The 22,219-nt window shown below is 71.2% G+C and carries 16 protein-coding genes; 12 read left to right on the top strand and 4 right to left on the bottom strand.

The features are described from left to right. Positions 1–12: 12 nt before the first annotated feature. The 6 genes from ABZX02_RS31045 to ABZX02_RS31020 are packed head-to-tail and all read left to right on the top strand — an operon-like array spanning position 13 to position 8,851. A complete protein-coding gene (locus ABZX02_RS31045; protein ID WP_355303380.1) occupies positions 13–1,044 on the top strand; it encodes a membrane dipeptidase in 1,032 nt (343 codons plus the stop codon). Next, positions 1,041–4,253 (top strand): serine hydrolase, encoded by a 3,213-nt coding sequence (locus ABZX02_RS31040; RefSeq protein WP_355303378.1) that lies wholly within the window; start codon positions 1,041–1,043, stop codon positions 4,251–4,253. Before ABZX02_RS31045 ends, ABZX02_RS31040 begins: the two co-directional genes overlap by 4 nt. Then, positions 4,254–5,318, top strand: a complete 1,065-nt coding sequence (locus ABZX02_RS31035; protein ID WP_355303376.1) for a M20 family metallopeptidase — start codon at positions 4,254–4,256, stop codon at positions 5,316–5,318. Further along, positions 5,315–6,115, top strand: a complete 801-nt coding sequence (locus tag ABZX02_RS31030; protein WP_355303375.1) for a GNAT family N-acetyltransferase — start codon at positions 5,315–5,317, stop codon at positions 6,113–6,115. Before ABZX02_RS31035 ends, ABZX02_RS31030 begins: the two co-directional genes overlap by 4 nt. Continuing rightward, positions 6,112–7,209, top strand: a complete 1,098-nt coding sequence (menC, locus tag ABZX02_RS31025) for an o-succinylbenzoate synthase (RefSeq protein WP_355303373.1) — start codon at positions 6,112–6,114, stop codon at positions 7,207–7,209. The genes ABZX02_RS31030 and menC overlap by 4 nt, the downstream gene beginning before the upstream one ends. 40 nt (positions 7,210–7,249) lie before the next feature. Beyond that, positions 7,250–8,851, top strand: a complete 1,602-nt coding sequence (locus ABZX02_RS31020) for a helix-turn-helix domain-containing protein (protein ID WP_355303372.1) — start codon at positions 7,250–7,252, stop codon at positions 8,849–8,851. On the opposite strand, the gene ABZX02_RS31015 is transcribed toward ABZX02_RS31020, so the two are convergent. After that, positions 8,811–9,665 carry a LysR family transcriptional regulator gene (locus ABZX02_RS31015; RefSeq protein WP_355303370.1) on the bottom strand — a complete coding sequence of 285 codons (855 nt, stop codon included), beginning with the start codon at positions 9,663–9,665 and terminating at the stop codon, positions 8,811–8,813. The two genes, ABZX02_RS31020 and ABZX02_RS31015, sit on opposite strands and share 41 nt — an antisense overlap. Positions 9,666–9,734: 69 nt before the next feature. Between ABZX02_RS31015 and ABZX02_RS31010 the strand changes: the two genes are divergently transcribed. After that, positions 9,735–10,325, top strand: coding sequence for a short chain dehydrogenase (locus ABZX02_RS31010; RefSeq protein WP_355303368.1), 591 nt, complete (start codon positions 9,735–9,737; stop codon positions 10,323–10,325). On the opposite strand, the gene ABZX02_RS31005 is transcribed toward ABZX02_RS31010, so the two are convergent. Further along, complete coding sequence (locus ABZX02_RS31005) at positions 10,313–10,894, bottom strand: TetR family transcriptional regulator (protein WP_355303366.1); 582 nt, start codon at positions 10,892–10,894, stop codon at positions 10,313–10,315. The genes ABZX02_RS31010 and ABZX02_RS31005 overlap by 13 nt on opposite strands. A 103-nt stretch (positions 10,895–10,997) precedes the next feature. Between ABZX02_RS31005 and ABZX02_RS31000 the strand changes: the two genes are divergently transcribed. Together ABZX02_RS31000 and ABZX02_RS30995 are read left to right on the top strand one after the other, a co-directional pair. Further along, positions 10,998–12,521 (top strand): MDR family MFS transporter, encoded by a 1,524-nt coding sequence (locus tag ABZX02_RS31000; RefSeq protein WP_355303546.1) that lies wholly within the window; start codon positions 10,998–11,000, stop codon positions 12,519–12,521. 18 nt (positions 12,522–12,539) lie between these two features. After that, complete coding sequence (locus ABZX02_RS30995) at positions 12,540–13,022, top strand: universal stress protein (RefSeq protein WP_355303364.1); 483 nt, start codon at positions 12,540–12,542, stop codon at positions 13,020–13,022. Here ABZX02_RS30995 and ABZX02_RS30990 read toward each other — a convergent pair. Continuing rightward, on the bottom strand, positions 12,995–15,973 hold the full coding sequence (locus ABZX02_RS30990; protein ID WP_355303362.1) for a hypothetical protein: 2,979 nt from the start codon (positions 15,971–15,973) through the stop codon (positions 12,995–12,997). The two genes, ABZX02_RS30995 and ABZX02_RS30990, sit on opposite strands and share 28 nt — an antisense overlap. A 256-nt stretch (positions 15,974–16,229) precedes the next feature. On the opposite strand from ABZX02_RS30990, the gene ABZX02_RS30985 reads away from it, so the two are divergent. Genes ABZX02_RS30985 through ABZX02_RS30975 form a run of 3 tightly spaced genes read left to right on the top strand, consistent with a single transcriptional unit; the run spans position 16,230 to position 21,180 of the window. Further along, entirely contained in the window at positions 16,230–18,362 is a 2,133-nt protein-coding gene (locus ABZX02_RS30985) for a hypothetical protein (protein ID WP_355303360.1), read from the top strand. A gap of 16 nt (positions 18,363–18,378) precedes the next feature. Further along, positions 18,379–20,682 carry a glycoside hydrolase family 95 protein gene (locus ABZX02_RS30980; protein WP_355303359.1) on the top strand — a complete coding sequence of 768 codons (2,304 nt, stop codon included), beginning with the start codon at positions 18,379–18,381 and terminating at the stop codon, positions 20,680–20,682. Positions 20,683–20,724: 42 nt separating this feature from the next. Then, positions 20,725–21,180 (top strand): hypothetical protein, encoded by a 456-nt coding sequence (locus ABZX02_RS30975; RefSeq protein WP_355303357.1) that lies wholly within the window; start codon positions 20,725–20,727, stop codon positions 21,178–21,180. Here the strand turns inward: ABZX02_RS30975 and ABZX02_RS30970 are convergent. Further along, positions 21,177–22,181, bottom strand: a complete 1,005-nt coding sequence (locus tag ABZX02_RS30970) for a LacI family DNA-binding transcriptional regulator (protein WP_355303355.1) — start codon at positions 22,179–22,181, stop codon at positions 21,177–21,179. The genes ABZX02_RS30975 and ABZX02_RS30970 overlap by 4 nt on opposite strands. Positions 22,182–22,219 lie beyond the last annotated feature (38 nt).

The raw sequence follows: 22,219 nt of genomic DNA, 5'->3' as shown, positions 1-22,219 counted from the left end.
GCTGGAGGCTTCATGATCGACGATCTGCACGGGCGCAGCGTCGTCGCGGACACCCACAACGACCTGCTGGACGCCGTCGCGCACCGCCCGGTCGAGCGCTGGGTGCCGCACTTCCGCGAGCGCTGGCTCCCCCAGCTCCAGCAGGGCGGGGTGAACCTGCAGGTCCTGCCGGTGTTCGTGGACGACGTGTTCCGCCCGGAGGGGGCGCTGCGGCAGACGTTGCGGATGATCGAGGCCGCCCACCGCATCGCCGCGGCGAGCCCCGAGACCCGGCTCTGCCACAGCGCGTCCGACATCGACGAGGCACTGGCGGCGGACCGGATCGCGCTGGTGCTCGCGCTGGAGAGCGCGCCGGGCGTCGGCGAGGACGTGGAGCTGCTCGAGACCCTGTACCGGCTGGGCGTGCGGATCGCGTCCCTCGCCCACTTCGGCCGCACGGCGCTGGCCGACGGCAGCGGCGAGGACGGCACCGGCAGCCGGCTGACCAGGGCCGGGGTGCGCGCCCACGCCGAGATGGAACGCCTCGGCATGATCTTCGACGTCAGCCACCTGGGCGCGGCGGGCGTCGACCACGTGCTGGAGCTCTCGACCCGTCCGGTGATGGCGACGCACTCGTCGGCACGGGCGCTGCGCGACCACCACCGCAACCTGACCGACGAGCAACTGAGGGGCATCGCGGCGGGCGGCGGGGTGGTGTGCGTCAACTTCTTCGCACCGTTCCTGCACGAGTCCGACTTCACGATCGACCGCCTGGTCGACCACATCGAGCACGTCGCGGGCGTCATGGGCGTGCACCGCGTCGGTCTCGGCCCGGACTTCGTCAAGGAGGTCCTGGAGGACGTCACCCCGCCGTGCTGTGAGGCGCCGGTGATCGAGGGCGTCCGGACCGACCGGTTCCTGCCAGGGTTGGAGGGACCGGCGGGGCTGCCGCTGGTGACCGAGGCACTGCAGAAGAGGGGCTGGCCGGAGGACGACATCGTGCGCGTCCTCGGTCAGAACGTGCTCGACCTGTTCCGCACCGAACTGAGGGGATCCGCAACGTGACCACCATCGAGGACCTGTACGGCCACGCGCTGCCCGAGCAGCCCGCCCTCTCGCCCGACGGTGCCGAGATCGTCTACGTCCTGCGCACCACGAACCGCGACGAGGACCGCGACGAACGCGCGCTCTGGCGGGTCTCGAACGGCGCCACCAAGCGGCTCACCAGGGGCAGGAACGACTCGTCGCCGGCGTGGTCGCCGGACGGCGCCACGATCGCGTTCCTGCGCGCCCAGGACGGACCGGCCCAGGTCTGGCTGTTCGACGGCGAGCCGGAGCAGCTGACGACCCTGCCGCTCGGCGCCGGCGCCCCGGTCTGGAACGCCGACGGCACCAGGCTCGCGTTCTCCGCTCCGGTCGACATCGCGGACGCCTCCGCACCGATCGTCACGACCCGCCTCGACCACAAGGCCGACGGCGCCGGCTACCTGCGCAGCGTGCGCTCCCACCTGCACGTCCTCGACCTGGAGACCCGGGAGGTGCGGCAGCTGACCAGCGGCGACTGGCACGCGAGCACCCCCGCCTGGTCCCCGGACGGCACGAAGCTCGCCTTCACCGCCGGGCGCGACCAGGACGCGGACCTCACGTTCCGCGCGCCGGTGCACGTCGTCGACGTCGACGGCGGCGAGCCGAAGCTCGTCGGCCTCGCCGAGGGACAGGCCGCGACGGTCGCGTGGACCGAGGACGGGTTGCTCGTCACCGGCCGCACCACCGCGGACGCGGGCCACCTCTCCGTGCTGCGGCTCTCGCTCGACGGCGAGGTCCGCGACCTGTCCGCGGCCCTGGACCGCAACGTGATGCCCGGCATGGCGGGCTACCCCGGCGGCCTGCCCGTGCAGAGCGGGGACACCGTGTACTTCTGCGCGCGCGACCGGGGTTGCACCCAGCTCTACGCCGCCGACGTCGACGGTCCGCGCCTCGTCCTCGGTGGCGACTCCCAGGTCGTGTCCGGGCTGTCAGTCGTCGGTGACAAGGCCGCGATCGTCCTGAGCACGCCCACCTCGTACGGCGAGGTCGCCACCGTCGACCTGACGAGCGGCGAGACCACCGTCCACACCGGACACAACGAGGTCGAGCCGTTCGTCCGCGAGGAGCGCGAGTTCACGATCTCGGACGGCACGGTCGTGCACGGCTGGCTGGTCCGCGACCCCGAGCGCACCGGGCCGCTGCCGCTGCTGCTCGACATCCACGGCGGCCCGCACAACGCGTGGAACGGCACCGCCGACCCCGTCCACCTCTACCACCAGGTCCTCGCACAGCAGGGCTGGGCCGTGCTGCTGCTCAACCCGCGCGGCAGCGACGGCTACGGCGAGGCCTTCTACCGGGCCGCGCTCGGGGCGTGGGGCAAGGCCGACGCGAAGGACTTCCTGGAACCGCTCGACCAGCTGGTGGCCGAGGGACTCGCCGACGCGGACCGGCTCGCCGTCACGGGCTACAGCTACGGCGGCTACATGACCTGCTACCTGACGAGCCGCGACAGCCGGTTCGCCGCAGCGGTGGCGGGCGGCGTGGTCAGCGACCTGACCAGCATGGCGGGCACGTCCGACGGCGGCCACTACCTGACCGAGCAGGAGCTCGGCGGACGCGGCGACCACCTCGCCGAGCTGTCCCCGCTGACGCGCGTCGACGACGTCCGCACGCCGACCCTGGTCTACCAGGGCGCGTCCGACGACCGGTGCCCCGCAGGCCAGGCCGAGCAGTGGTTCACGGCGCTGCGCGAGAACGACGTGCCGGCGAAGCTCGTGCTCTACCCGGACGAGTCGCACCTGTTCATCCTCGGCGGCAAGCCCTCGCACCGCGCGGACTTCAACCAGCGCGTCGTCGACTGGGTCCGCGAGCACGCCGAGCAGCGCAAGCCGTTGGACCAGAAGCACTGGCAGCGCAGGCTGTCCGCACTCGCGAAGAAGCACGACCTGCCCGGCGCCGCGCTCGGCATCCTCTACAAGGGACAGACGCTGCACGCGCACCACGGCGTGCTCAACCTGTCGACCGGCGTCGAGGTCACCGACGACACGATCTTCCAGATCGGCTCGATGGGCAAGGTGTACACCACGACCGTCGTCATGCGGCTCGTCGACGAGGGCCTGCTCGACCTCGACGCGCCGATCGTCGAGGTGCTGCCGGAGCTGAAGCTCTCGGACCCCGTGGTGGAGCAGAAGGTGACCATGCGGCACCTCCTCACGCACACCAGCGGCATCGACGGCGACAACTTCACCGACACCGGCCGCGGCGACGACTGCCTGGAGCGCTACACCGAGCTCCTCGCCGACGCCGCCCAGAACCACCCGCTCGGCTCGACGTTCTCCTACAGCAACGCCGGTTTCGTGCTGGCGGGCCGGGTGATCGAGAAGCTCACCGGAAAGACGTGGGACGTCGCCATGCGCGAGAAGCTCTTCGCGCCGCTCGGCCTCACCCGCACCGGGACGCTGCCGGAGGAGGCGCTGATGCACCGCGCCGCCGTCGGTCACGTCACCCAGGACGAGAAGCTCCAGCCGGCACCGGTGTGGATGCTGCCGCGCTCGGTCGGCCCGGCCGGCACGATCTTCGGCAGCACCGCCGACGTCCTCAAGTTCGCCGCCATGCACCTCTCCGGCGGGCTCGCCGGGGACGGCACGCGGGTGCTGTCCGAGGAGTCAGCCGCCGCGATGACCGAGAAGCAGACCGACGTGCCCGACCCGGAGGCGCTGGGCGACTCGTGGGGCATCGGCTGGATCCGGTTCGGCTGGGACGGCGCCCGGCTGGTCGGCCACGACGGCAACACGATCGGCCAGTCCGCGTTCCTGCGCATCCTCCCGGAGCAGGACCTCGCGGTCACCTTGCTGACCAACGGCGACACGGCCCGCGAGGTGTACCTGGAGCTGTACAAGGAGATCTTCGCCGAACTCGCGGGCATCGAGATGCCGATGCCGCGCGTGCCGGACGCCGACCCGCCCGTCGTCGACACGTCCGAGCACGTCGGCCGCTACGAGCGGGCGTCCATGATCCTCGACGTCCTCGAGGGCGAGGAGGGCCTGCAGCTGGACGTGACCGCCACCGGACCGCTGGCCGGCATGTTCCCCAAGCTGCCGGTGGTCGACCTCGTGCCGGCGGGCGGCAACGTCTTCCTCTACAAGTGGCCGGACTCGAAGAGCTGGTCGAACCTGGTGTTCTACACGCTGCCCACCGGGGAGCGGTACGTGCACATGGGTGTCCGCGCCACGCCGAAGGTGTCCTGAATGAACCTGCTCACCGACATCGAGCGGCTCGTGTCCTGCGAGTCGCCGTCCACCGACCTGGCCGCGGTCGCCCGCAGCGCGGAGGTCACCGCCGAGGTGGGCGCCGCGCTGCTCGGGGCCGAACCGGAGCGGATCGTGCTCGACGGCCGCACCCACCTGCGCTGGCGGCTGGGTTCCGGGCCGCGCAAGGTGTTGCTGCTCGGCCACCACGACACGGTGTGGCCGATCGGCACGCTCGCGCGGATCCCGTTCGGCGTCGAGGACGGCGTGCTGCGCGGACCGGGCTGCTTCGACATGAAGACCGGCGTCGCGATGATCTTCCACGCCGTCGCGGCGCTCGGCTCCCCCGATGGCGTCACGGTGCTGGTCACCGGTGACGAGGAGATCGGCTCGCCGTCGTCGCGCCCGCTGATCGAGGCCGAGGCCGTCGAGCACGCGGCCGTGCTGGTCTGCGAGGGCTCGGCGGACGGGGGCGCGTTGAAGACCGAGCGCAAGGGCACGTCCATGTACGAGGTGACGTTGCACGGTCGCGCGTCGCACGCGGGGCTCGAACCCGAGCGCGGCGTGAACGCGACGATCGAGGCGGCGCACCAGGTCCTGGCCGTCGCGGAACTGGCCGACGCCGAGGCCGGCACGACCGTCGTGCCGACCGTGCTGTCGTCCGGCACGACGACGAACACCGTGCCCGCGCAAGGGAAGTTCATGGTGGACGTGCGCGTGCGGACCATCGCCGAGCAGCTCCGGGTCGACGCGGACATGAAGGCGCTGCGGCCCGTGCTCGACGGCGCGGAGGTCGAGGTGGCCGGCGGACCGAACCGGCCGCCGATGGAGCTGACCGCGTCCTCCGCCCTGTTCGACCTGGCCGCGGGACTGCTGCCGGGCATCGCGCAGGCCGCCGTCGGGGGTGCGTCCGACGGCAACTTCACGGCGGGCCTGGGGGTGCCGACGCTCGACGGGCTCGGTGCCGTCGGGGGCGGGGCGCACGCGGACCACGAGCACGTGCTGGTGTCGGAGCTGGTTCCGCGCACGGAACTGCTCGCGGCGCTGGTGAAGGAGCTGACATGACGATGGTGGCGCAGAACGTCGTCGTCCGCGGGCTCGACGAGTTCACCGAACTCGTGGCCACGCAACGACTGTACGAGTCGATCTGGCGGTCGAGCGGCAACGCTCCCCCGGTCACCGCCGAGCTGCTGCGCGCGATGACCAAGGCGGGCAGCTACGTGGCGGGCGCGTTCGACGGCGACGAGCTGATCGGCGCGTGCATCGGGTTCTGCTCCCCGCCGGACGCGGGCGCGTTGCACAGCCACATCGCCGGGGTGGCGGCGAGCGCGCGGGGGCGCAACGTCGGCTTCGCGCTGAAGCTGCACCAGCGGACGTGGGCGCTCGAGCGGGGGCTGCGCGAGGTCACCTGGACGTTCGACCCGCTGGTGCGCCGCAACGCCTACTTCAACCTGGGCAAGCTCGGCGCGGACGCGGCCGAGTACCTGCCGGACTTCTACGGGCTGATGCACGACGACATCAACGCGGGAGAGGAGAGCGACCGGCTGCTGATCCGGTGGCGGCTCGGCTCCCCGGAGGCTGTCGCGGCCTGCGCCGGTCAGCCTCGGGTCGTGAGCGCCACGGGCGCCGTCGCGCTCGGGATCTCCGACGACCTGCGGCCCGTGCGCGGCACGTGCTCGGGCACGACGGTGCTGGTCGCGGTGCCGCCCGACATCGAGGCGCTGCGGGTCGCGAACCCGCCCGCGGCGACCGAGTGGCGCCACGCCGTGCGGGAGGTGCTCGGCGGCCTGCTGGCCGACGGCGCCCGCGTCACCGGGTTCGACAGGTCCGGCTGGTACGTCGTGGAGAGGAGTGGCTCGTGAAGCTCGACGGGGTGGAGCTGCGCTGGGTCGAGATGCCGCTGCGGTCGCCGTTCCGCACCTCGTTCGGCACGCAGACCGTGCGGCAGCTGTTGCTGCTGCGCGCGGTCACCGACGAGGGCGAGGGCTGGGGCGAGTGCGTCACGATGGCCGACCCGGTGTACTCGTCGGAGTACCTGGAGGGCAGCGCGGACGTGCTGCGGCGGTTCCTCGTCCCCGCGCTGACCGGGGAGGTCGACGGGCTTTCGGTGGCGCAGCGGACGAAGCGGTTCCGCGGGCACCGGATGGCCAAGGCGGCGCTGGAGATGGCCGTGCTGGACGCCGAGCTGCGGGCGCGGGGCGTGTCGTTCGGCCGGGAGCTCGGCGCGACCCGCGACCGCGTGCCGTGCGGGGTGTCGGTGGGGATCATGAACTCGATCCCGGAGCTGCTCGACGCGGTCGGCGGGTACGTCGACGAGGGGTACGTGCGGATCAAGCTCAAGATCGAGCCGGGATGGGACGTCGAGCCGGTGCGGGCGGTGCGCGAGCGGTTCGCCGACGTGCTGCTGCAGGTGGACGCGAACACCGCGTACACCCTCGGCGACGCCCGGCACCTCGCGAAGCTCGACCCGTTCGACCTGCTGCTGATCGAGCAGCCGCTGGACGAGGAGGAGCTGCTCGCGCACGCCGAGCTCGCGAAGGTCGTGCGGACGCCGATCTGCCTGGACGAGTCGATCACCTCGGCGTCGTCGGCGGCGGACGCGATCAAGCTCGGCGCGTGCCAGATCGTCAACATCAAGCCCGGCCGGGTCGGCGGGTACCTGGAGGCGAGGCGCATCCACGACGTCTGCGCGGCGCACGGGATCGCGGTGTGGTGCGGCGGGATGCTCGAGACGGGCATCGGGCGGGCGGCGAACGTGGCGCTGGCGGCGTTGCCGGGCTGCACGCTGCCCGGTGACACCTCGGCGTCGGACCGCTACTACGCGATGGACGTCACCGAGCCGTTCGTGCTGGACGACGGCCACCTGACCGTGCCGACCGGCCCGGGGCTCGGCGTGACCCCGCTGCCGGACGCGCTGGAGTCGGTCACGGTGAAGACGGAGTGGATTCCGCTGTAGGCGGGTGGATTCCTCAGTGGACAGTGGGCAAGGTGGAGGTATGAGTCCGCGAACTGGCCTCACCCGCGTGCTGGACGACCTAGGCACCACGCTGATCGACCTCGTGCGTGGTGACCCGGGCCGGGCCGCGGACATCGGGGGCGTGGTGATCCACGACCCGGACGACGACCAGGCGCTGCCGCCGTCGGCGCTGGTGCTGGGCGTCGGCGTGCGCGACCCGGCGCCGCTGCTCCCGCTGCTGGGCAAGGAGGGGGCGGCCGCGCTGGTCGTACGCGGTCCCGTCGTGCTGACCGAGGAGGTCTCCGAGGCGGTCGACGCGTCCGGGGTGGTGTTGCTCGGGCTGGCGCCGGGCGCGTCGTGGACCCAGCTCGCCGCGATGCTGCGGTCGCTGCTCGCCGAGGGCGAGGTGGACCCGTCCGAGACGTTCGGCGGGGTGCCGGCCGGGGACCTCTTCGCGCTGGCCAACGCGGTGGGGGCGCTGATCAGCGCCCCGGTGACGATCGAGGACCGCAGCTCGCGCGTGCTCGCGTTCTCGGGGCGGCAGGACGAGGCCGACCCGTCGCGCGTCGAGACGATCCTCGGCCGGCAGGTCCCGCCGCACTACACGCAACTGCTGGAGGCGCGAGGCGTCTTCCAGCACCTGTACCGCAGCGACCAGCCCGTGCTGATCGAGCAGCTGCCCGCGGGTGACGGCACGTTCTGCCTGCCCCGCGTCGCCGTGGCGGTGCGGGCGGGCGACGAGTTCCTCGGGTCGATCTGGGCGGCGGTCCGCTCGCCGCTGTCGCCGGACGCCTCGGCGGCGTTCCGCGACGCGGCCAAGCTGGTGGCGTTGCACATGATGCGCCAGCGGGCGGGCGCGGACGTCGAACGGCGGCTACGCGCGGACCTGGTCTCGACCGCGATCGAGGGAGGCGCGGGCGCGGCGGAGGCGGTGCGGCGCCTGGGGCTCGCGGACCAGGCGTGCGTCGTGCTGGCGCTGGCCCACACGCACGGCGACGACCCCGCGCGGCACGCCCGGTTGCTGGCCGAACGCCAGCAGGTCGCCGACGCGCTGGCGATGCACCTGACGGCGGTGCACCCGCGCGCAGCGGCCGCGTTGATCGGCGACGTCGCCTACGCGATCCTGCCCGCCGAGTCGGAGGACCGGGCGTTGCGGATCGCCACGGACTTCCGCACCCGCATCGGCAACCCCGTGCTGGTGGGCGTCGGCGAGGTGTCCGACGGGCTGACGCTGTCGCGCTCGCGGGCGGGCGCCGACCTCGTGCTGCGGGTGCTGCGGGCCGGACGCGCGTCCCGGTCGGTGGCGCGGGTGTCCGACGTGCACAGCGAGGGGCTGCTGCTGGAGCTGTCGGACCTCATCGCCGAGCGCGGCGACACGCTGACCGGGCCGGTGGCGCGGCTGATCGCGTACGACCGCAAGCACAGCGCGTGCCTGGTCGAGACGCTCGGCGCGTGGCTCGACGCGTTCGGCGACGTCGCGGCCGCCTCCGCTGCGGTCTTCGTGCACCCCAACACGTTCCGGTACCGGCTGCGGCGGCTGTCGGAGGTCGGGGAGATCGACCTCGGCGACCCGGACGCGCGGTTCGCGGCGATGCTGCAGCTCAGGCTCTGGCGGCCAGATGGCGGCGCGCCGACGCGGTGAACGCCTCGGTGCAGGGGTGCTCGGCCCCCTCGAGCCAGGCGAGGTGCACGACGATCGGCTCGGCGTCGCTCAGCGGCAGGTAGGTGATGCCGGGCTGGGGGTGGTGGTGGCTCGTGCCGGCCGCCGTGACCCCGACCGCCGTGCCGGTCGCGATGGCGGTCAGCCACTCGACCACACCGGGCACGTCGACCGTGCGCGGCCGGGCGCCGGACGGCCAGAGGTCCGCGCTCGTGGTCGCCGCCGTCTCGCACACCGCGACGCACTCGCCCGCGAGGTCGTCGAGGGTGAGGGCGGCGCGGGCGGCGAGGGGGTGGTCGTCCGCGACGGCCGCGATCCGCGGTTCCTCGATCAGGGCCGCGTGGCCCAGGTCCGCGCCGGTGGGTTCGGTGCGCAGGACGGCGATGTCGGCCTCGCCCCGGCGCAGCGCGGCCTCGGGGTCGTCGGCCTGGCGGATGCGCACGACGACGTCCGGGTGCCCGGCCCGCCACTCCCGCAGGAACGGGATGGTGAACCGCCCGAGCGCGGCCCAGGCGAACGTGAGCCGGATCGGTTGCGGCGCGGCGGCTTCGGCGAGCGCGGAGTCGAGCGAGGTGAGGATGCGGTGGCTGTGCTCCCACAGCCGGTGGCCGGGCTCGGTCAGCGCCACGTGCCGGGTGGTGCGTTCGACCAGCCGCACGCCGACGCGCCGTTCGAGCTGGTCGAGCGTGCGGGACAGCGCGGGCTGCGTGAGGTGCAGCGCCTGGGCCGCCGCGGTGATCGACCGGTGGTCGCCGATCGCGGCGAGTGCCCGCAGGTGACGCAGCTCGACATTCATGACCACCGATCATAAGTGCTGCACGAACGGCATTTCTCCCCACGCGGAACCGGCCATAGCGTCGAGGGCATGAGGATTCTGCTCGTTGGAGCTACCGGCCTGCTGGGCACCGCGGTGCACGAGGTGCTGGTCGAACGCAAGCACGACGTCGTGACGGTCGCGCGCACCGGAGGCGACCTCAGGTACGACGTGACCGACCCGGCCCAGGTGGCCGATCTCTACCGGACCGTCGGTCAGGTGGACGCGGTCGCGTCGGCGGCCGGGCACGTGCCGTTCCAGCCGTTCGGGGAGCTGGCGGTCGCGGACTACCAGGCCGGCGTGACCGGCAAGGTGCTGTCGCAGGTCGCGCTGGTGCGCGAGGGCCTCGCGCACGTCACCGGGTCGTTCACGCTGATCACGGGCGTGCTGGCGCGCGACCCGATCGTCACCGGTGCGGCCGCGGCGCTGGCCAACGGCGCCCTGGAGGCGTTCGTGCGGGCGGCGGCCATCGAGATCGCGCCGCTGCGCGTCAACGCCGTGAGCCCGACCGTCTTCACCGAGGCGCTGGACGTGTACGGCGACTACTTCCCCGGCATGAGGCCGGTGCCGCTGGCGGACGTGGCGCAGGCGTACGTGCGGTCGATCGAGGGGCGGCAGACCGGGCAGGTCTACGTGCCCTGAACCCGGAGTCTGCCGAGCAGCCGGTCGACGAGAACGGGCAGCTCCTGCCGGCCCGCACCCTCCAGCCACAGGGCGATGCCCGTGCGGATCGTGGTGAGGAAGGTCGCGGCCATCAGCCGGGCGAGCTCCTCGTCCGGTTCACGCAGGACCAGCACGGCGGTCAGGTCGCGTTCGAGCGCGACCTGGTCGCCCGCCTGCCGTGCGACGAGGGACGGGTGCCGGCGCAGCAGCCGCAGCTGGGCCATCCACTCGACGTCCGGGAGGGGCCGGACGCGGTAGAGCTCGGCCGTCGAGGCGCGCAGGGCCTGCCAGGCGTCCTCGCCCTCCGGCCGTGTCGCGACCAGGGCGACGAGCGCCCGGATCCGCTCGCGGTCGGCGTCGAGGACCGCGTCCTCCTTGTTGGTGAAGTAGTTGGAGAACGTCCGGCGCGAGACCCCCGCCGCGTCCGCGATGTCCTCGACCGTCACCCCGTCCAGGCCGTGCTCCATCGCGAGCCGCAACGCCGCCGCGGCCAGCGACCGCCTGGTCACCGCCTTCTTCTGCTCGCGCAGCGTGGTGAGGGTCTCCATGCCGCCCAGCCTAGCGGGTGTAAGTTGCTCATTGCGCAAACTTGCACAACGCGCAAGAATTGCGGTGACGAAGGGGCGGGACGTGAAGATCGAGACTCGGGCGATGGGGCACCGCCAGGTGCTGGAGTCGCTCTCCGGGCTGCTGCTCGCGCTGTTCGTGGCCATGGTCAGCTCCACGGTGGTGTCCACCGCGCTGCCGCGGATCATCGGCTCGCTGAACGGCACGCAGACGCAGTACACCTGGGTGGTCACGGCCACCCTGCTCACGGCGACGGCCACGACCCCGCTCTGGGGCCGGCTCGCCGACCTGTTCAACAAGAAGACGCTGGTCCAGGCCGCGATCGTGATCTTCGTGATCGGTTCGCTGCTGGCCGGCTTCGCCCAGGACACCGGCCAGCTCATCGCCGCCCGCGCGTTCCAGGGCCTCGGCGTCGGCGGCCTGCAGGCACTCGTGCAGGTCGTGATCGCCGCAATCATCCCGCCGCGCGAACGCGGCCGCTACAACGGCTACCTCGGCGCGGTCATGGCCGTGGCCACGGTCGGCGGCCCGCTGCTCGGCGGCCTCATCGTGGACGTGTCGTGGCTCGGCTGGCGCTGGTGCTTCTGGGTCGCCGTGCCGATCGCCGCGCTGGCGTTCGTGGTGCTGCAGGCGACGCTGAAGCTCGAGACCGTCCGCCGGGAGAACGTGAAGATCGACTACCTCGGCGCGACGCTGATCGCCCTCGGCGTGAGCGTCCTGCTGATCTGGGTGTCGTTCGTCGGCAACTCGTTCGACTGGATCTCGTGGCAGACCGGCGCCATGGTCGCGGGCGGCCTCGCGCTGCTGGGCGCGGCGATCGCCGTCGAACTGCGCGTCGAGCAGCCCGTCGTGCCGCTGCACATCGTCGTCCAGCGCACCCCGGCCCTGGCGATCATCGCCTCGCTGTCCGTGGGCATGGCCATGTTCGGCGGCGCGGTCTTCCTCGGCCAGTACTTCCAGATCGGCCGCGGCTACTCCCCCACCGAGGCTGGCCTGCTGACCATCCCGCTGATGGCGGGCGTGCTGGTGTCGTCCACGATCTCGGGCCGCCTGATCAGCCGCACCGGCAAGATCAAGCCGTACATCGTGGCCGGCACGATCATCCTGGTCCTCGGCTTCCTGGGCCTCGGCATGGTCGACCACGCCACCGCGCTGTGGATCGTCGGCGTCGCGATGGCCGTCGTGGGCATCGGCGTCGGCATGACGATGCAGAACCTCGTGCTGGCCGTGCAGAACAGCGTGCCCCTGAGCGAACTGGGCGCCGCGTCGGCGTCCGTGACGTTCTTCCGCTCGCTGGGCGGCACGATCGGCGTCTCGGTCCTCGGCGCCGTCCTCGCGAACCGCGTCACCGCCGACCTCTCCGCCGCGCTGCACGTGCCGGCGGGCCAGTCGACGGGCAGCACCAGCGCCCTGAACCTCTCGGCCCTGCCGCCCCAGGTCCAGACGATCGTGCACACCGTCTACGGCGACGCGACGGCGCACATCTTCCTGATCTCCGCCGCCGTGGGCGTCATCGGCATCGTCGCGGCACTGCTGCTCAAGCCGATCACGTTGCGCACGACGATCGATCTCGAGAAGAAGGAAGCAGACTCAGCGGTCGCACGCTGACGTTTCGAGGGGGAAGTCATGAGCGCCGGCCCCAACGCCTTCGCGTCCACAGTGGACAGCTTCGGCCCGTCACCCCTGCCGTCGTCCCGCACGGTGCTGGTGGGCGTCGACGGCTCCGACACGGCGATGCGCGCGACCGCCGCCGCGTTCGGCCTGGCCCGCCGCCAGGGAGCACGGCTGGTCGTCACGTTCGTGGCGTGCCACTCGGCCCTGGCGGCGCTGAGCCCGGCCGTGGCGTCGGTGTTCGAGCACGAGGCGGCGGCCCGGCTGCACGAGGAGCTCTCGTCGCAGGTGCGATCGTTCGCCGAGGAACTGGACGTGCCGGTGACGTTCGTGAAGGCGTTCGGGGATCCGGTGACGGTGCTGCGGGAGTCGGCCGACCAGTGCCAGGCGGACATGGTCGTGGTGGGGGCGTCGCAGCAGGCGGGGCACCGGTTCGCGGGGTCGGTGGCGACCCGGCTGATCAAGTCCGGTCACTGGCCGGTGCTCGTGGTGCCCTGATCGCCCGACTGCAGCAGCCCGGGGCAGATCGCCCTGGTCAACGAGAGCAGGTCATCTCGCTCCGGGATCTCGGAACCGCCGGTGCGCAACATCGCCCTGACCGTGTCGTCGATCGCCGCCCCCGGCAACCGGCCGCGCAGTCGCTGCAACTGGTTGAGGAACAGCACGCGAAACCGCGCGCGAACTTCGGCGTCGAACGGGGCGAAGCCGTCGACCGCCCACATCATGCAGGGGTAGTAGGCCTCCGTGAGCTCGTCGATGCCCGCTTCCCCGTCTGCCTTCAGCCACAAGGTGATCAGCGCCTGCGCAGCCGACACGGGCGCCGCATCGCCGAACGCGTAGAACGTCGTGACCATCGAGCCGTGCTCTTCGAGGAACGGCGACAACGCGTGGCTGGCGGTGTCGCCTTCCACGCTGCACAGGAACTCGAGTTCCGCTGACACCGTCTCGAAGCCCAGTCGGGTCCAGCCGCGATAGCTGAGCTCTCGAGGCGGCACCTCGGGCGGGCTGATCCGGTAGGTCCAGAACGGGTCGGCCTGCTGCCGACGGTCGTCCCCGCGGCTGGAGATGTGCAACACCCGACGCCCACCCTCCCACGACCGCACCAGGTGAAGCGCCTCGACGAGGCCGTGCCGCCCTTCGGCGGGCAGTTGGGACATCCACAGGGTCGCCATCTTGGCCCATTCCGAGACAGGATCCTCGGCGTTCGGAAACAACTCGTCCGCTGTCACGACGTGCGGCGCCATCCACACCAACAGCAAGCACAGGTTCGCGGAGTACATGGCGTACCGGGTAGGCACCGACCAGCTACCGGGCTGATAGCCGGGTACGGACGCCGCTCTCGGGAGCAGCACGTTGTGGAACAACGACAAGAGAACACCTCGAAGTCGCACACAAGGCTTTCCCAGCGAGTCGACGAGGTTGATGACAAAACGCGCGACCGTCTTCCGCTCCGTCAACGGCGCGAACGACAGCAACGCGTGCAGGAAGACGTCGTCCTTCCAAGGTTCCTCGACAAGCGTCAACACCGTGAGCCGCGCGATCAGGTACTCACCGAAAGTCGGGTGCAGGAACTCGTACGTGCGGACCCGGACTTCGCTGCCGTTGATCGCCTGGGCCGTGTGGATGAAGTAGAAGCTGCCGATCACCACTCTGGCGCCGAACGCCTTGTCCGTGAGTGCCGCGAGATCGGCGTCCAGCTCCTCCTCGCTGACCCACTGACGTCCTCGGTTGAACATCGCGAACGCGGCGACCGACAACCTGAGCATCTGCTCGTCGACCAGCCGGTCCAACTCGTCGTCGGACGCGTTCGCGTGCTCCTTCCTCACCTCGCGCCTGGAGAAGCCGCTGAGCAGCCGGTCGTACAGGACCGTTTGCCCGAACGAGTCTCCGTGTTGCGCGAGCCGTTCCTCGGTGCGGTCGTAGATCGCGAGCAGCAGCAGGAGGAGCGGTTGCCTCGCCAGGTGCTCATGAGGCCGCAGTGCCTTGAGCGTGAGATCGGTGCCGTTGGCGCGGCACCACGGAACGAGCCACTGTTCGATCTGCCTGTCGGTGAACGGTTCGAGCAGCAGGGTGACCATGCCCTCCACCGGTCGTGTGCGGTCGGCCACCGACACCCTGCTGGTGACGATCACGATCACCGGGTGCCCCAGCAACGCTTCCCGCGTCTGGAACTCGGCGACGGTGTCGAGGTAGTTGGACTGGCTCACCCTGGTCGCCTGCAGCAGCTCGTCGAACCCGTCCAGCAACACGACTGGGACGGCGTCACCGATGGAGCGCACGAACTCCCGCCAGGTCGGACGATCTCCCGTCGTGATGCGGAGCCCGTGTTCGACCTGGGTCTGCACGTCGTGATCCGCGGACACGTCACGCAGTGGCACCGGCACGGCGACGAACTCACTCGCCGGCATCCTCGCAGCCAGCACCTTGGTCAGCATCGACTTGCCCGCACCGGGCTGACCGAGGACCACCAGGGGAGCTTCGGCAGCTCCGGGGGAGGTCAGGTGCCCGATCAGGAACTCCTGCAGATCCGTCCGCACAGGCTGTTCGTCCCACCAGCCCTCGTCGGCGATGCTGTCCTTGGGCCCACCCGCGGCGACCCGGAAGTGCGGATTGACGTAGGCGTCGACGACGAGGGGCAAGCGCACGCCTTCCGGCGCGACCGGCAGCAGCGGACGGCGCAGCACCCCCTGGTGATATTTCGCCAGACGCTGCCTGTGCTGATCGGCTTCCCGGCCGGCCGAGAGCTGCTCGAGCACGTCACAGACACCCGCGAGCGCGGTTTTCAGGTGGCCGATCTCGGTCCTCGTCGCCTGATGGTCGACGAGGTTCGCCCAGAACGCCACCTCGGGGAAGTCTGTCGCGAGCCGCCGGAACAGCCCCTCGTACCGGACCACCGCCTGCTCACCGACGCGCAGCGCGTGCTCGGCCGCCCGTCGCTCGCGGTCGTCCAGCCGGTCCCACACCTCAAGCCCGGCGAGGTAGCCCAGCACCTCCCGCGCTGTGCCGTCGTAGAACTCGCGGAGCTCCTCGATCGACCTCTCGTACGGCCGGTGCGGGGCGGGCACGGGCACGGGCACACGCAGCAAGGCAAGCGTGAGGCCGTCGCACGAGGACAAGCCGAGGTCGTCGAACGCGAACGGCAGACGAACTGCGGCCATCACGTCGAAGAAGGCCGCCACCACGATCACGCTGTGGGCGGCAGCCACCTGGTCACCCCGCTCGGCCCGCCCCTTGTTCCGCAGCCGGCCGGTCAGACCGGACACCAGTTGGTCGGTCAGGCGGAAGAACTCCGACTTGGCGTCGAACAGGCTCAACGCGAGCCCGGATCCCCCTGCCGACGCGACAAGCAACGCGCCACCGCAGAGGCGGTCCAACGCCGTGACGATCTTGTTCGGCTGGTCGCCTCCCAGCACTCGGACGGCATCCGCGTAGCTCAGAGCCCTCGGCATCGCCCCCACCTCCACCTGATCTATCGGCAACTCGGCGGCAACGTTCCGATGTGCCAGGCCACTGCGCATACCTCGGAGGACCTTGACCGAACTGGACAGGTTTCGTCGCCAATCCGCCGCAGGCCGTTGCCATACGTCGGAGCACTGCTACGGTACGTGCGGGCGCAGGGGTTTCTAAACTTAATTTAGTATTTATTCTTGACGTGCTCGGATGGCCGAAGCATGCTTTGGCCACTCGACGACGAGAGGTACGGGTATGCCGAGAACCCTGCTGTCCGTGGCCACCATCGCCCTGGCGCTGCTGGCGCCCACAGCGGTCGCCACCGCCGCGCCGTCCGCGCCGCCGCCCGAACACGCGGGCGTCGACCAGGGCGCGCCCACCTACTACGACTCGGGCATCGCGCGCACCCCGTACATGGGGTGGAACTCCTACTTCGCCGTCGGCGCGGCGTCGGAGGAGAAGGTGCTCGGGGTGGCTGACCACCTCGTCAGCAGCGGCCTCGCGAAGGCCGGGTACGACATCGTGTGGATCGACGGCGGGTGGAACGCCACCCCACCACGCGACGGCAGAGGCTCTCTCGTGCCCGACCCCGCGCGGTTCCCGAGCGGTTTCCACAAGCTGGTGGACACGTTGCACGCCAAGGGGTTGAGGGCCGGCATCTACACCGACGCCGGGGCGTGGGACGGCAAGAACTGCGCCGCGGGCAGCGGTGGCGGGTACTACGACGCGGACGCGCGGCAGTTCGCCGGGTGGAAGTTCGACGCCATCAAGATCGATTTCCTCTGCGGGATCGCGCAGAACATGGACCCGGCCGTCGCCTTCACGCAGTTCTCCGCGGCGGTGCAGAAGGCCGGGCGGAAGATGATCCTCAACCTCTGCAACCCCGTCACGGACGAGTGGAGCGTGCCGCACCGGTGGGACCAGACCGCTTACGTGGCGTACACGTACGGGCCGCGCGTCGGTGACTCGTGGCGCACCAGCACGGACGTCGCGTTCGGCACGCCGTACGAGGGCATCTGGCGCGATGTGCTGCGCAACATGGATCGCAACCTCTACCGGCCCGGCGCGCAGGGGCCCGGTCACTACAACGACCCCGACTACCTGATCCCGATGCGCAAGACCGAGCAGGGCACGTACGAGCTCAACGAGGAGGAGTCGACCTCGCAGCTCGTCATGTGGTCGGTGATGGCCTCGCCGCTCATCATCGGGTCGGACCCGCGGACGCTGCCGCCGTCGATGATCGAGACGCTGAAGAACCCCGAGATCATCGCGGTCGACCAGGACCCGCTCGCGATCCAGGGCGTGCGGGTGGCGGGCTCGAACAACGTCGACGTGTACAGCAAGGTGTTGCAGGGCAAGGGCGAACGGGCCGTGGCGGTGCTCAACCGCAACGACCAGCCGACCGACTACACGGTCTCCGTCGCCGACGCCGGGCTCAAGGGCACGGTGTCGATTCGCGACCTCCGGACCCGCTCCGACCGCGGCACCACCACCGACAAGATCACCGTCACGGTCCCCGCGCACGGCACCGCGTTCCTCAAGCTGCGCGGCGAGACGGCCGTCCCGGGCACCGACCTCGGCGGCGAGACCTCGGCCAGCCCGGCGCTCATCCGCTGGGACGACAAGACGATGGCCACGTTCGCGCGCGACAGGTCGGGGCGGCTCACGCAGCGGTCGATGGTCGACGGCCAGTGGCGCAACTGGATCGTGCTCGGCGGCCCGAAGAACGGCCAGGTGCTCGGCCAGCCGTCGGCGTTCGCGAGCCCGAACGGCCGCATCGACCTCTTCGTCCGCGGCACGGACAACGTCGCGTACCAACGGACCTACGCAGGCGGCAGGTGGGGTGGCTGGGTCTCGCTCGGCGGCAGCCTGACCGACTCGGTGTCGGTCGCGTTCACCGGACCGGACAGCTGGAGCCTCTTCGGCCGCGGCGCCGACGGCCGGGTGTGGACGCGAGACAAGGGCAACGCCACCTGGACGTCCGTCGGCTCGCCCGGCAACCAGCAGATCTACGGCAGGCCCTCGGCGGCGACGGTGGCGGCGGGCACGTTCGTCACGGTCCGGCTGCAGGACGACTCCGCCTGGTACCGCAGGCGCACCGCGAACGGCTGGTCCGCGTGGACCTCGCTGGGCGGCGTGATCAGCGGCAGCCCCACGGCCCTCGCGAACGGGGACCGGGTCAGCGTCTTCGTGCGCGGCAGCGACTACACGCTGTGGCAGCAGGACCTCGTCGACGGCGCGGGGACCTGGTGGTCGAAGCGCGACCAGTTCGTCAGCAACGCGCTGACGGGCGCGGTCGGTGCGGCGGCCGGGGACGGTGGCACGTCCTGGGTCGCCGTGCGCGGGCCCGACAACGCCGTGCACGTGTCGAGCCTGACCGCCCGCTGAACTTGGGAGTTCACCGATGACCTCACGACGCTCTTTCCTGAAGGCCACGGGTGCGCTAGGGCTGGGAGCCATGGTCCTGCCCACGTTCTCCGCGCACGCCGAGCCCCACCGCCCCGCCGGCAACCCGCTGGCGCCCAACCCCACCACCCTCTGGTACCCCGCCCCCGCCGACGAGGCGAAGATCATCGAGCAGGGGCTGCCCATCGGCAACGGCCGCCTCGGCGCGCTCGTCGGCGGTGGCGTCGAGAAGGACTTCCTGTACCTGACCGACGTCACGCTCTGGACCGGTGAGCTCAACGACGCGCTCGAAGGCGACGGCCAGCTGCCGTACGACTACACGCACTTCGGCACGTTCTCGATGCTGGCCAAGCTCTACGTCGAGGTGCCGGGCCACGCGGGCGCCACGAACTACCGCCGAGAGCTCGACCTGAGCAACGGCCTCGTCACCACCAGGTACACCCACGGCGGCAAGCAGTACCGGCGGGAGATCTACTCCAGCCACCCCGACGACGTCGTGGTCGTGCGGCTCGTCGGGCCGGACCAGTCCGGCACCATCAGCCTCCAGGGCACGCACGGCGAGCCGACCGTCGGCGACGCGCCGCACACCGCGGCCGTGTTCACCGGCTCGTTGCCGAACAAGCTGGCGTACAGCGGTGTCGTCACAGCGTTCAGTCCTGATGGAACGGTCCAAGTGGACGGCTCCAACCTGCGATTCACTGGCTGTTCGGACCTCGTGATCGTGTTCTCCGGCGGCACGAACTACGTCCCGGACGCCTCGGCCGGGTTCATGGACCCGCTGGTCGAGCCCGCGAAGATCGCGCTGCAGAAGGCGGCCGTGCGCGCGAAGGCGGACGCGTTGCTGCGCACGCACGTCGCGGACTACTGCAAGAAGTACGACCGGCAGAAGGTCGACCTCGGCCGGTCCACCGACGCCCAGCGAGCGATGGACACGTGGACCCGTCTCCAGGCGCGGGCCGCGTACCCCACGCCCGACCCGGAGCTGGAGGCAAGCTACCTCCAGTTCGGCCGCTACCTCGCCATCACGGGCTCGCGCGACAACCTGCCGATCAACCTGCAGGGCCTGTGGCTGTCGAACAACAATCCGGACTGGTACAGCGACTACCACACGGACATCAACATCCAGATGAACTACTGGCTCGCGGACCGGGCCGCGCTGTCGGACACGTTCGAGGCGCTCGCGAACTACTGCGTCGCCCAGCTGCCGGCGTGGACGAACACCACGCAGGCGGTGTACCAGGACCCGCGCAACCGGTTCCGCAACACCAACAACCGCGTGGCCGGGTGGGCGGTCGCCTTCTCCACCAACATCTACGGCGGCAGCGGCTGGTGGTGGCACCCCGGCGGCAACGCGTGGCTGTGCATGTCGCTGTACGAGCACTACGAGTACACGCTCGACCGCGACTACCTGGCCAAGATCTACCCGTTGCTCAAGGGCGCCTGCGAGTTCTGGGAGGCGCGTCTGGTCGAGACCCCGGACGGCCTCGTCGACGACCACGACTGGTCCCCCGAGCACGGCCCGCAGGACACCCGCGGCAACACCTACAACCAGGAGCTGGTGCACCACCTCTTCGGCACGTACCGGACCGCGACGGAGGTGCTGCGCCGCGACCAGGCCTACGGCCGCAGGATGTCGGCGCTGCGCGACAGGCTGTACCTGCCGGTCGTCAGCCCGAAGACCGGCATGCTGCAGGAGTGGATGTCGCCCGACGACCTCGGCGAGACCACGCACCGGCACCTGTCGCCGCTCGTCGGTTTCTTCCCCGGTGACCGCATCAACCGCGACGACTCCCCCGCGGCCCTCCTCGACGGCGTGAAGCAGCACCTGATCACGCGCGGCATGGAGAGCTTCGGCTGGGGTCTCGCGTGGCGGGCGGCGTGCTGGGCTCGACTGAAGGACGCCGACCGGTCGTACGAGCTGATCCAGAAGGTCATCCGGCCGTCGATCGACCACGCGAACGGCACGGCGCCGAACTTCTTCGACATGTACAGCTTCGGCGACCGCTCCATCTTCCAGATCGACGCGAACCTCGGCGCTCCGGCGGCGATGCTCGAGATGCTGCTCTACGCGCGGCCGGGCGTGATCGAACTGCTGCCCGCGCTGCCGTCGGCGTGGCGGACCGGTTCGGTCACCGGGATCGGTGCTCGCGGCGGCTTCACCGTCGACCTCGCGTGGAAGGACGGCAAGGTCACCACCGCGACCGTCCGCAGCGTCGGCGGCACGGAGACCGAGGTCCGGTTCGGCAGGTGGAGGAAGAGGATCAGCCTGCGGAAGGGGCAGTCGGTGACGCTGCGGCCGTGACGCCGGCGGGGTCCGTGGTCACCGGCGTTCTACGATCGGCCGGTGACCACGTCCCCCGTCGAAGTCGTCCTGACCGACCGCGGTTCCGCACGGGTGCAGCGCGTGCTGGCCGCGGTCACGATCGCGGCGTCGGTCGCCTCGGGCGTCTGGCTCGCGTTCTCCGGCCAGGCCTGGTGGGCGATCATCCTGTGGGAGCTCGGGCTCCTCGTGGTCGTGTTCGGCATGCTGGCGCTGTGGACGACGGCGGCCGAGTCCGCCGAGCAGACCGAGGCGTTGCGGGCGGCCGGAAGGGCGGTCCTGGGCGAGGTCACCGGCAAGACCGTGTTCGACGCGAGTGACGCGGTCATGTACGAGCTCACGCTGTGGATCCCCGTGCCCGGCGGCGGTTTCGAGGACCGGCACCGCTGCAGCCGGGCCGGGTGCACGGACGTCGAGCGGGGCGGGCGGGTCACCGTGCTGCTCGACGCCGCCACCCGCACCTGGGCCGTGATCCACTAGACGGCGGCGGTCGACCCGCGCACCACCAGGGTGGTCGCGAGCTCGATGTGCAACGCCTCGGGCTGGTGGCCGTCCAGCATCCGCATCACCTGCGTCACCGCGATGCGGCCCATCTCCCGCAACGGCTGCCGCACCGTCGTGAGCGGCGGGCTGGTGGCCTCGGCCAGGTCGATGTCGTCGAACCCGGCCACCGACAGGTCCTCCGGCACGCGCAGACCGCGGTCGCGCGCGGCCTGCAGCGTGCCGACCGCGATCTTGTCGTTGAAGCACACGATCGCGGACGGCCGGGGCTCCAGGTCGAGCAGCTCCGCCGCCGCCTGCCTGCCGTGCGCGGTGGTGGGTTCCACGTGCCGCAACCGGTCCGCGCCCAGCAGCACCCCCGCCTGCGCGAGAGCCGCCCGGTGGCCGGCCAGCCGGGCGTCCCCCGCGAGCCACTCCTCGGGGCCGGCGATCACGGCGATGTCCCGGTGCCCCAGGCCGATCAGGTGGTCCGCGACGGCTCGTGCCCCAGCGAAGTGGGCGGCCGACACGGACGCGATGTCCGGCAGCGGCAGGATGCGCGGGTCCACCACGACGAACGGGTAGCCGGCGCGGGACAGCGCGACGAGCTCGTCCCCCTCCTCCGGCGGCAGGATCAGGATCGCCGCGTCGACGTCGGCCTGCCCCGGCAACGCCTGGAGCGCGTCGCTGTGCTGGCCCGACTCCCCCGCGTCGAGCACGAGGCGCAGGCCGTGCAGCTTCAGCGTCTCCGCGATCGACGAGACGATCAGCCCGAAGTAGTCGGTGAGGACGTACGGGCAGCGGACGTAGACCGTCCTGAGCCGCGCGGGCGTCTCCCGGCGGCGGCGTTCGACGGCCTGCAGCACCAGGTCACGGGTGCGCGGGGCGACGTTGACGTGGTCGTTCAGCACCCGCGAGACGGTCGCGATCGACACGCCGGTCTCGGCGGCGATGTCCCGGAGGCTCGCGCGCTGTTTCACGTGTTCGATCTTGCGTTCCACCAGGTCAATGTACCGGAACTCGGCTAGACCATTGACCG

The organism is Lentzea sp. NPDC003310, assembly GCF_040610935.1.
Taxonomy (GTDB): Bacteria; Actinomycetota; Actinomycetes; order Mycobacteriales; family Pseudonocardiaceae; genus Lentzea.
The sequence above is the reverse complement of the archived record's forward strand: the minus strand, read 5'-3'. Positions and strand labels throughout refer to the sequence as shown.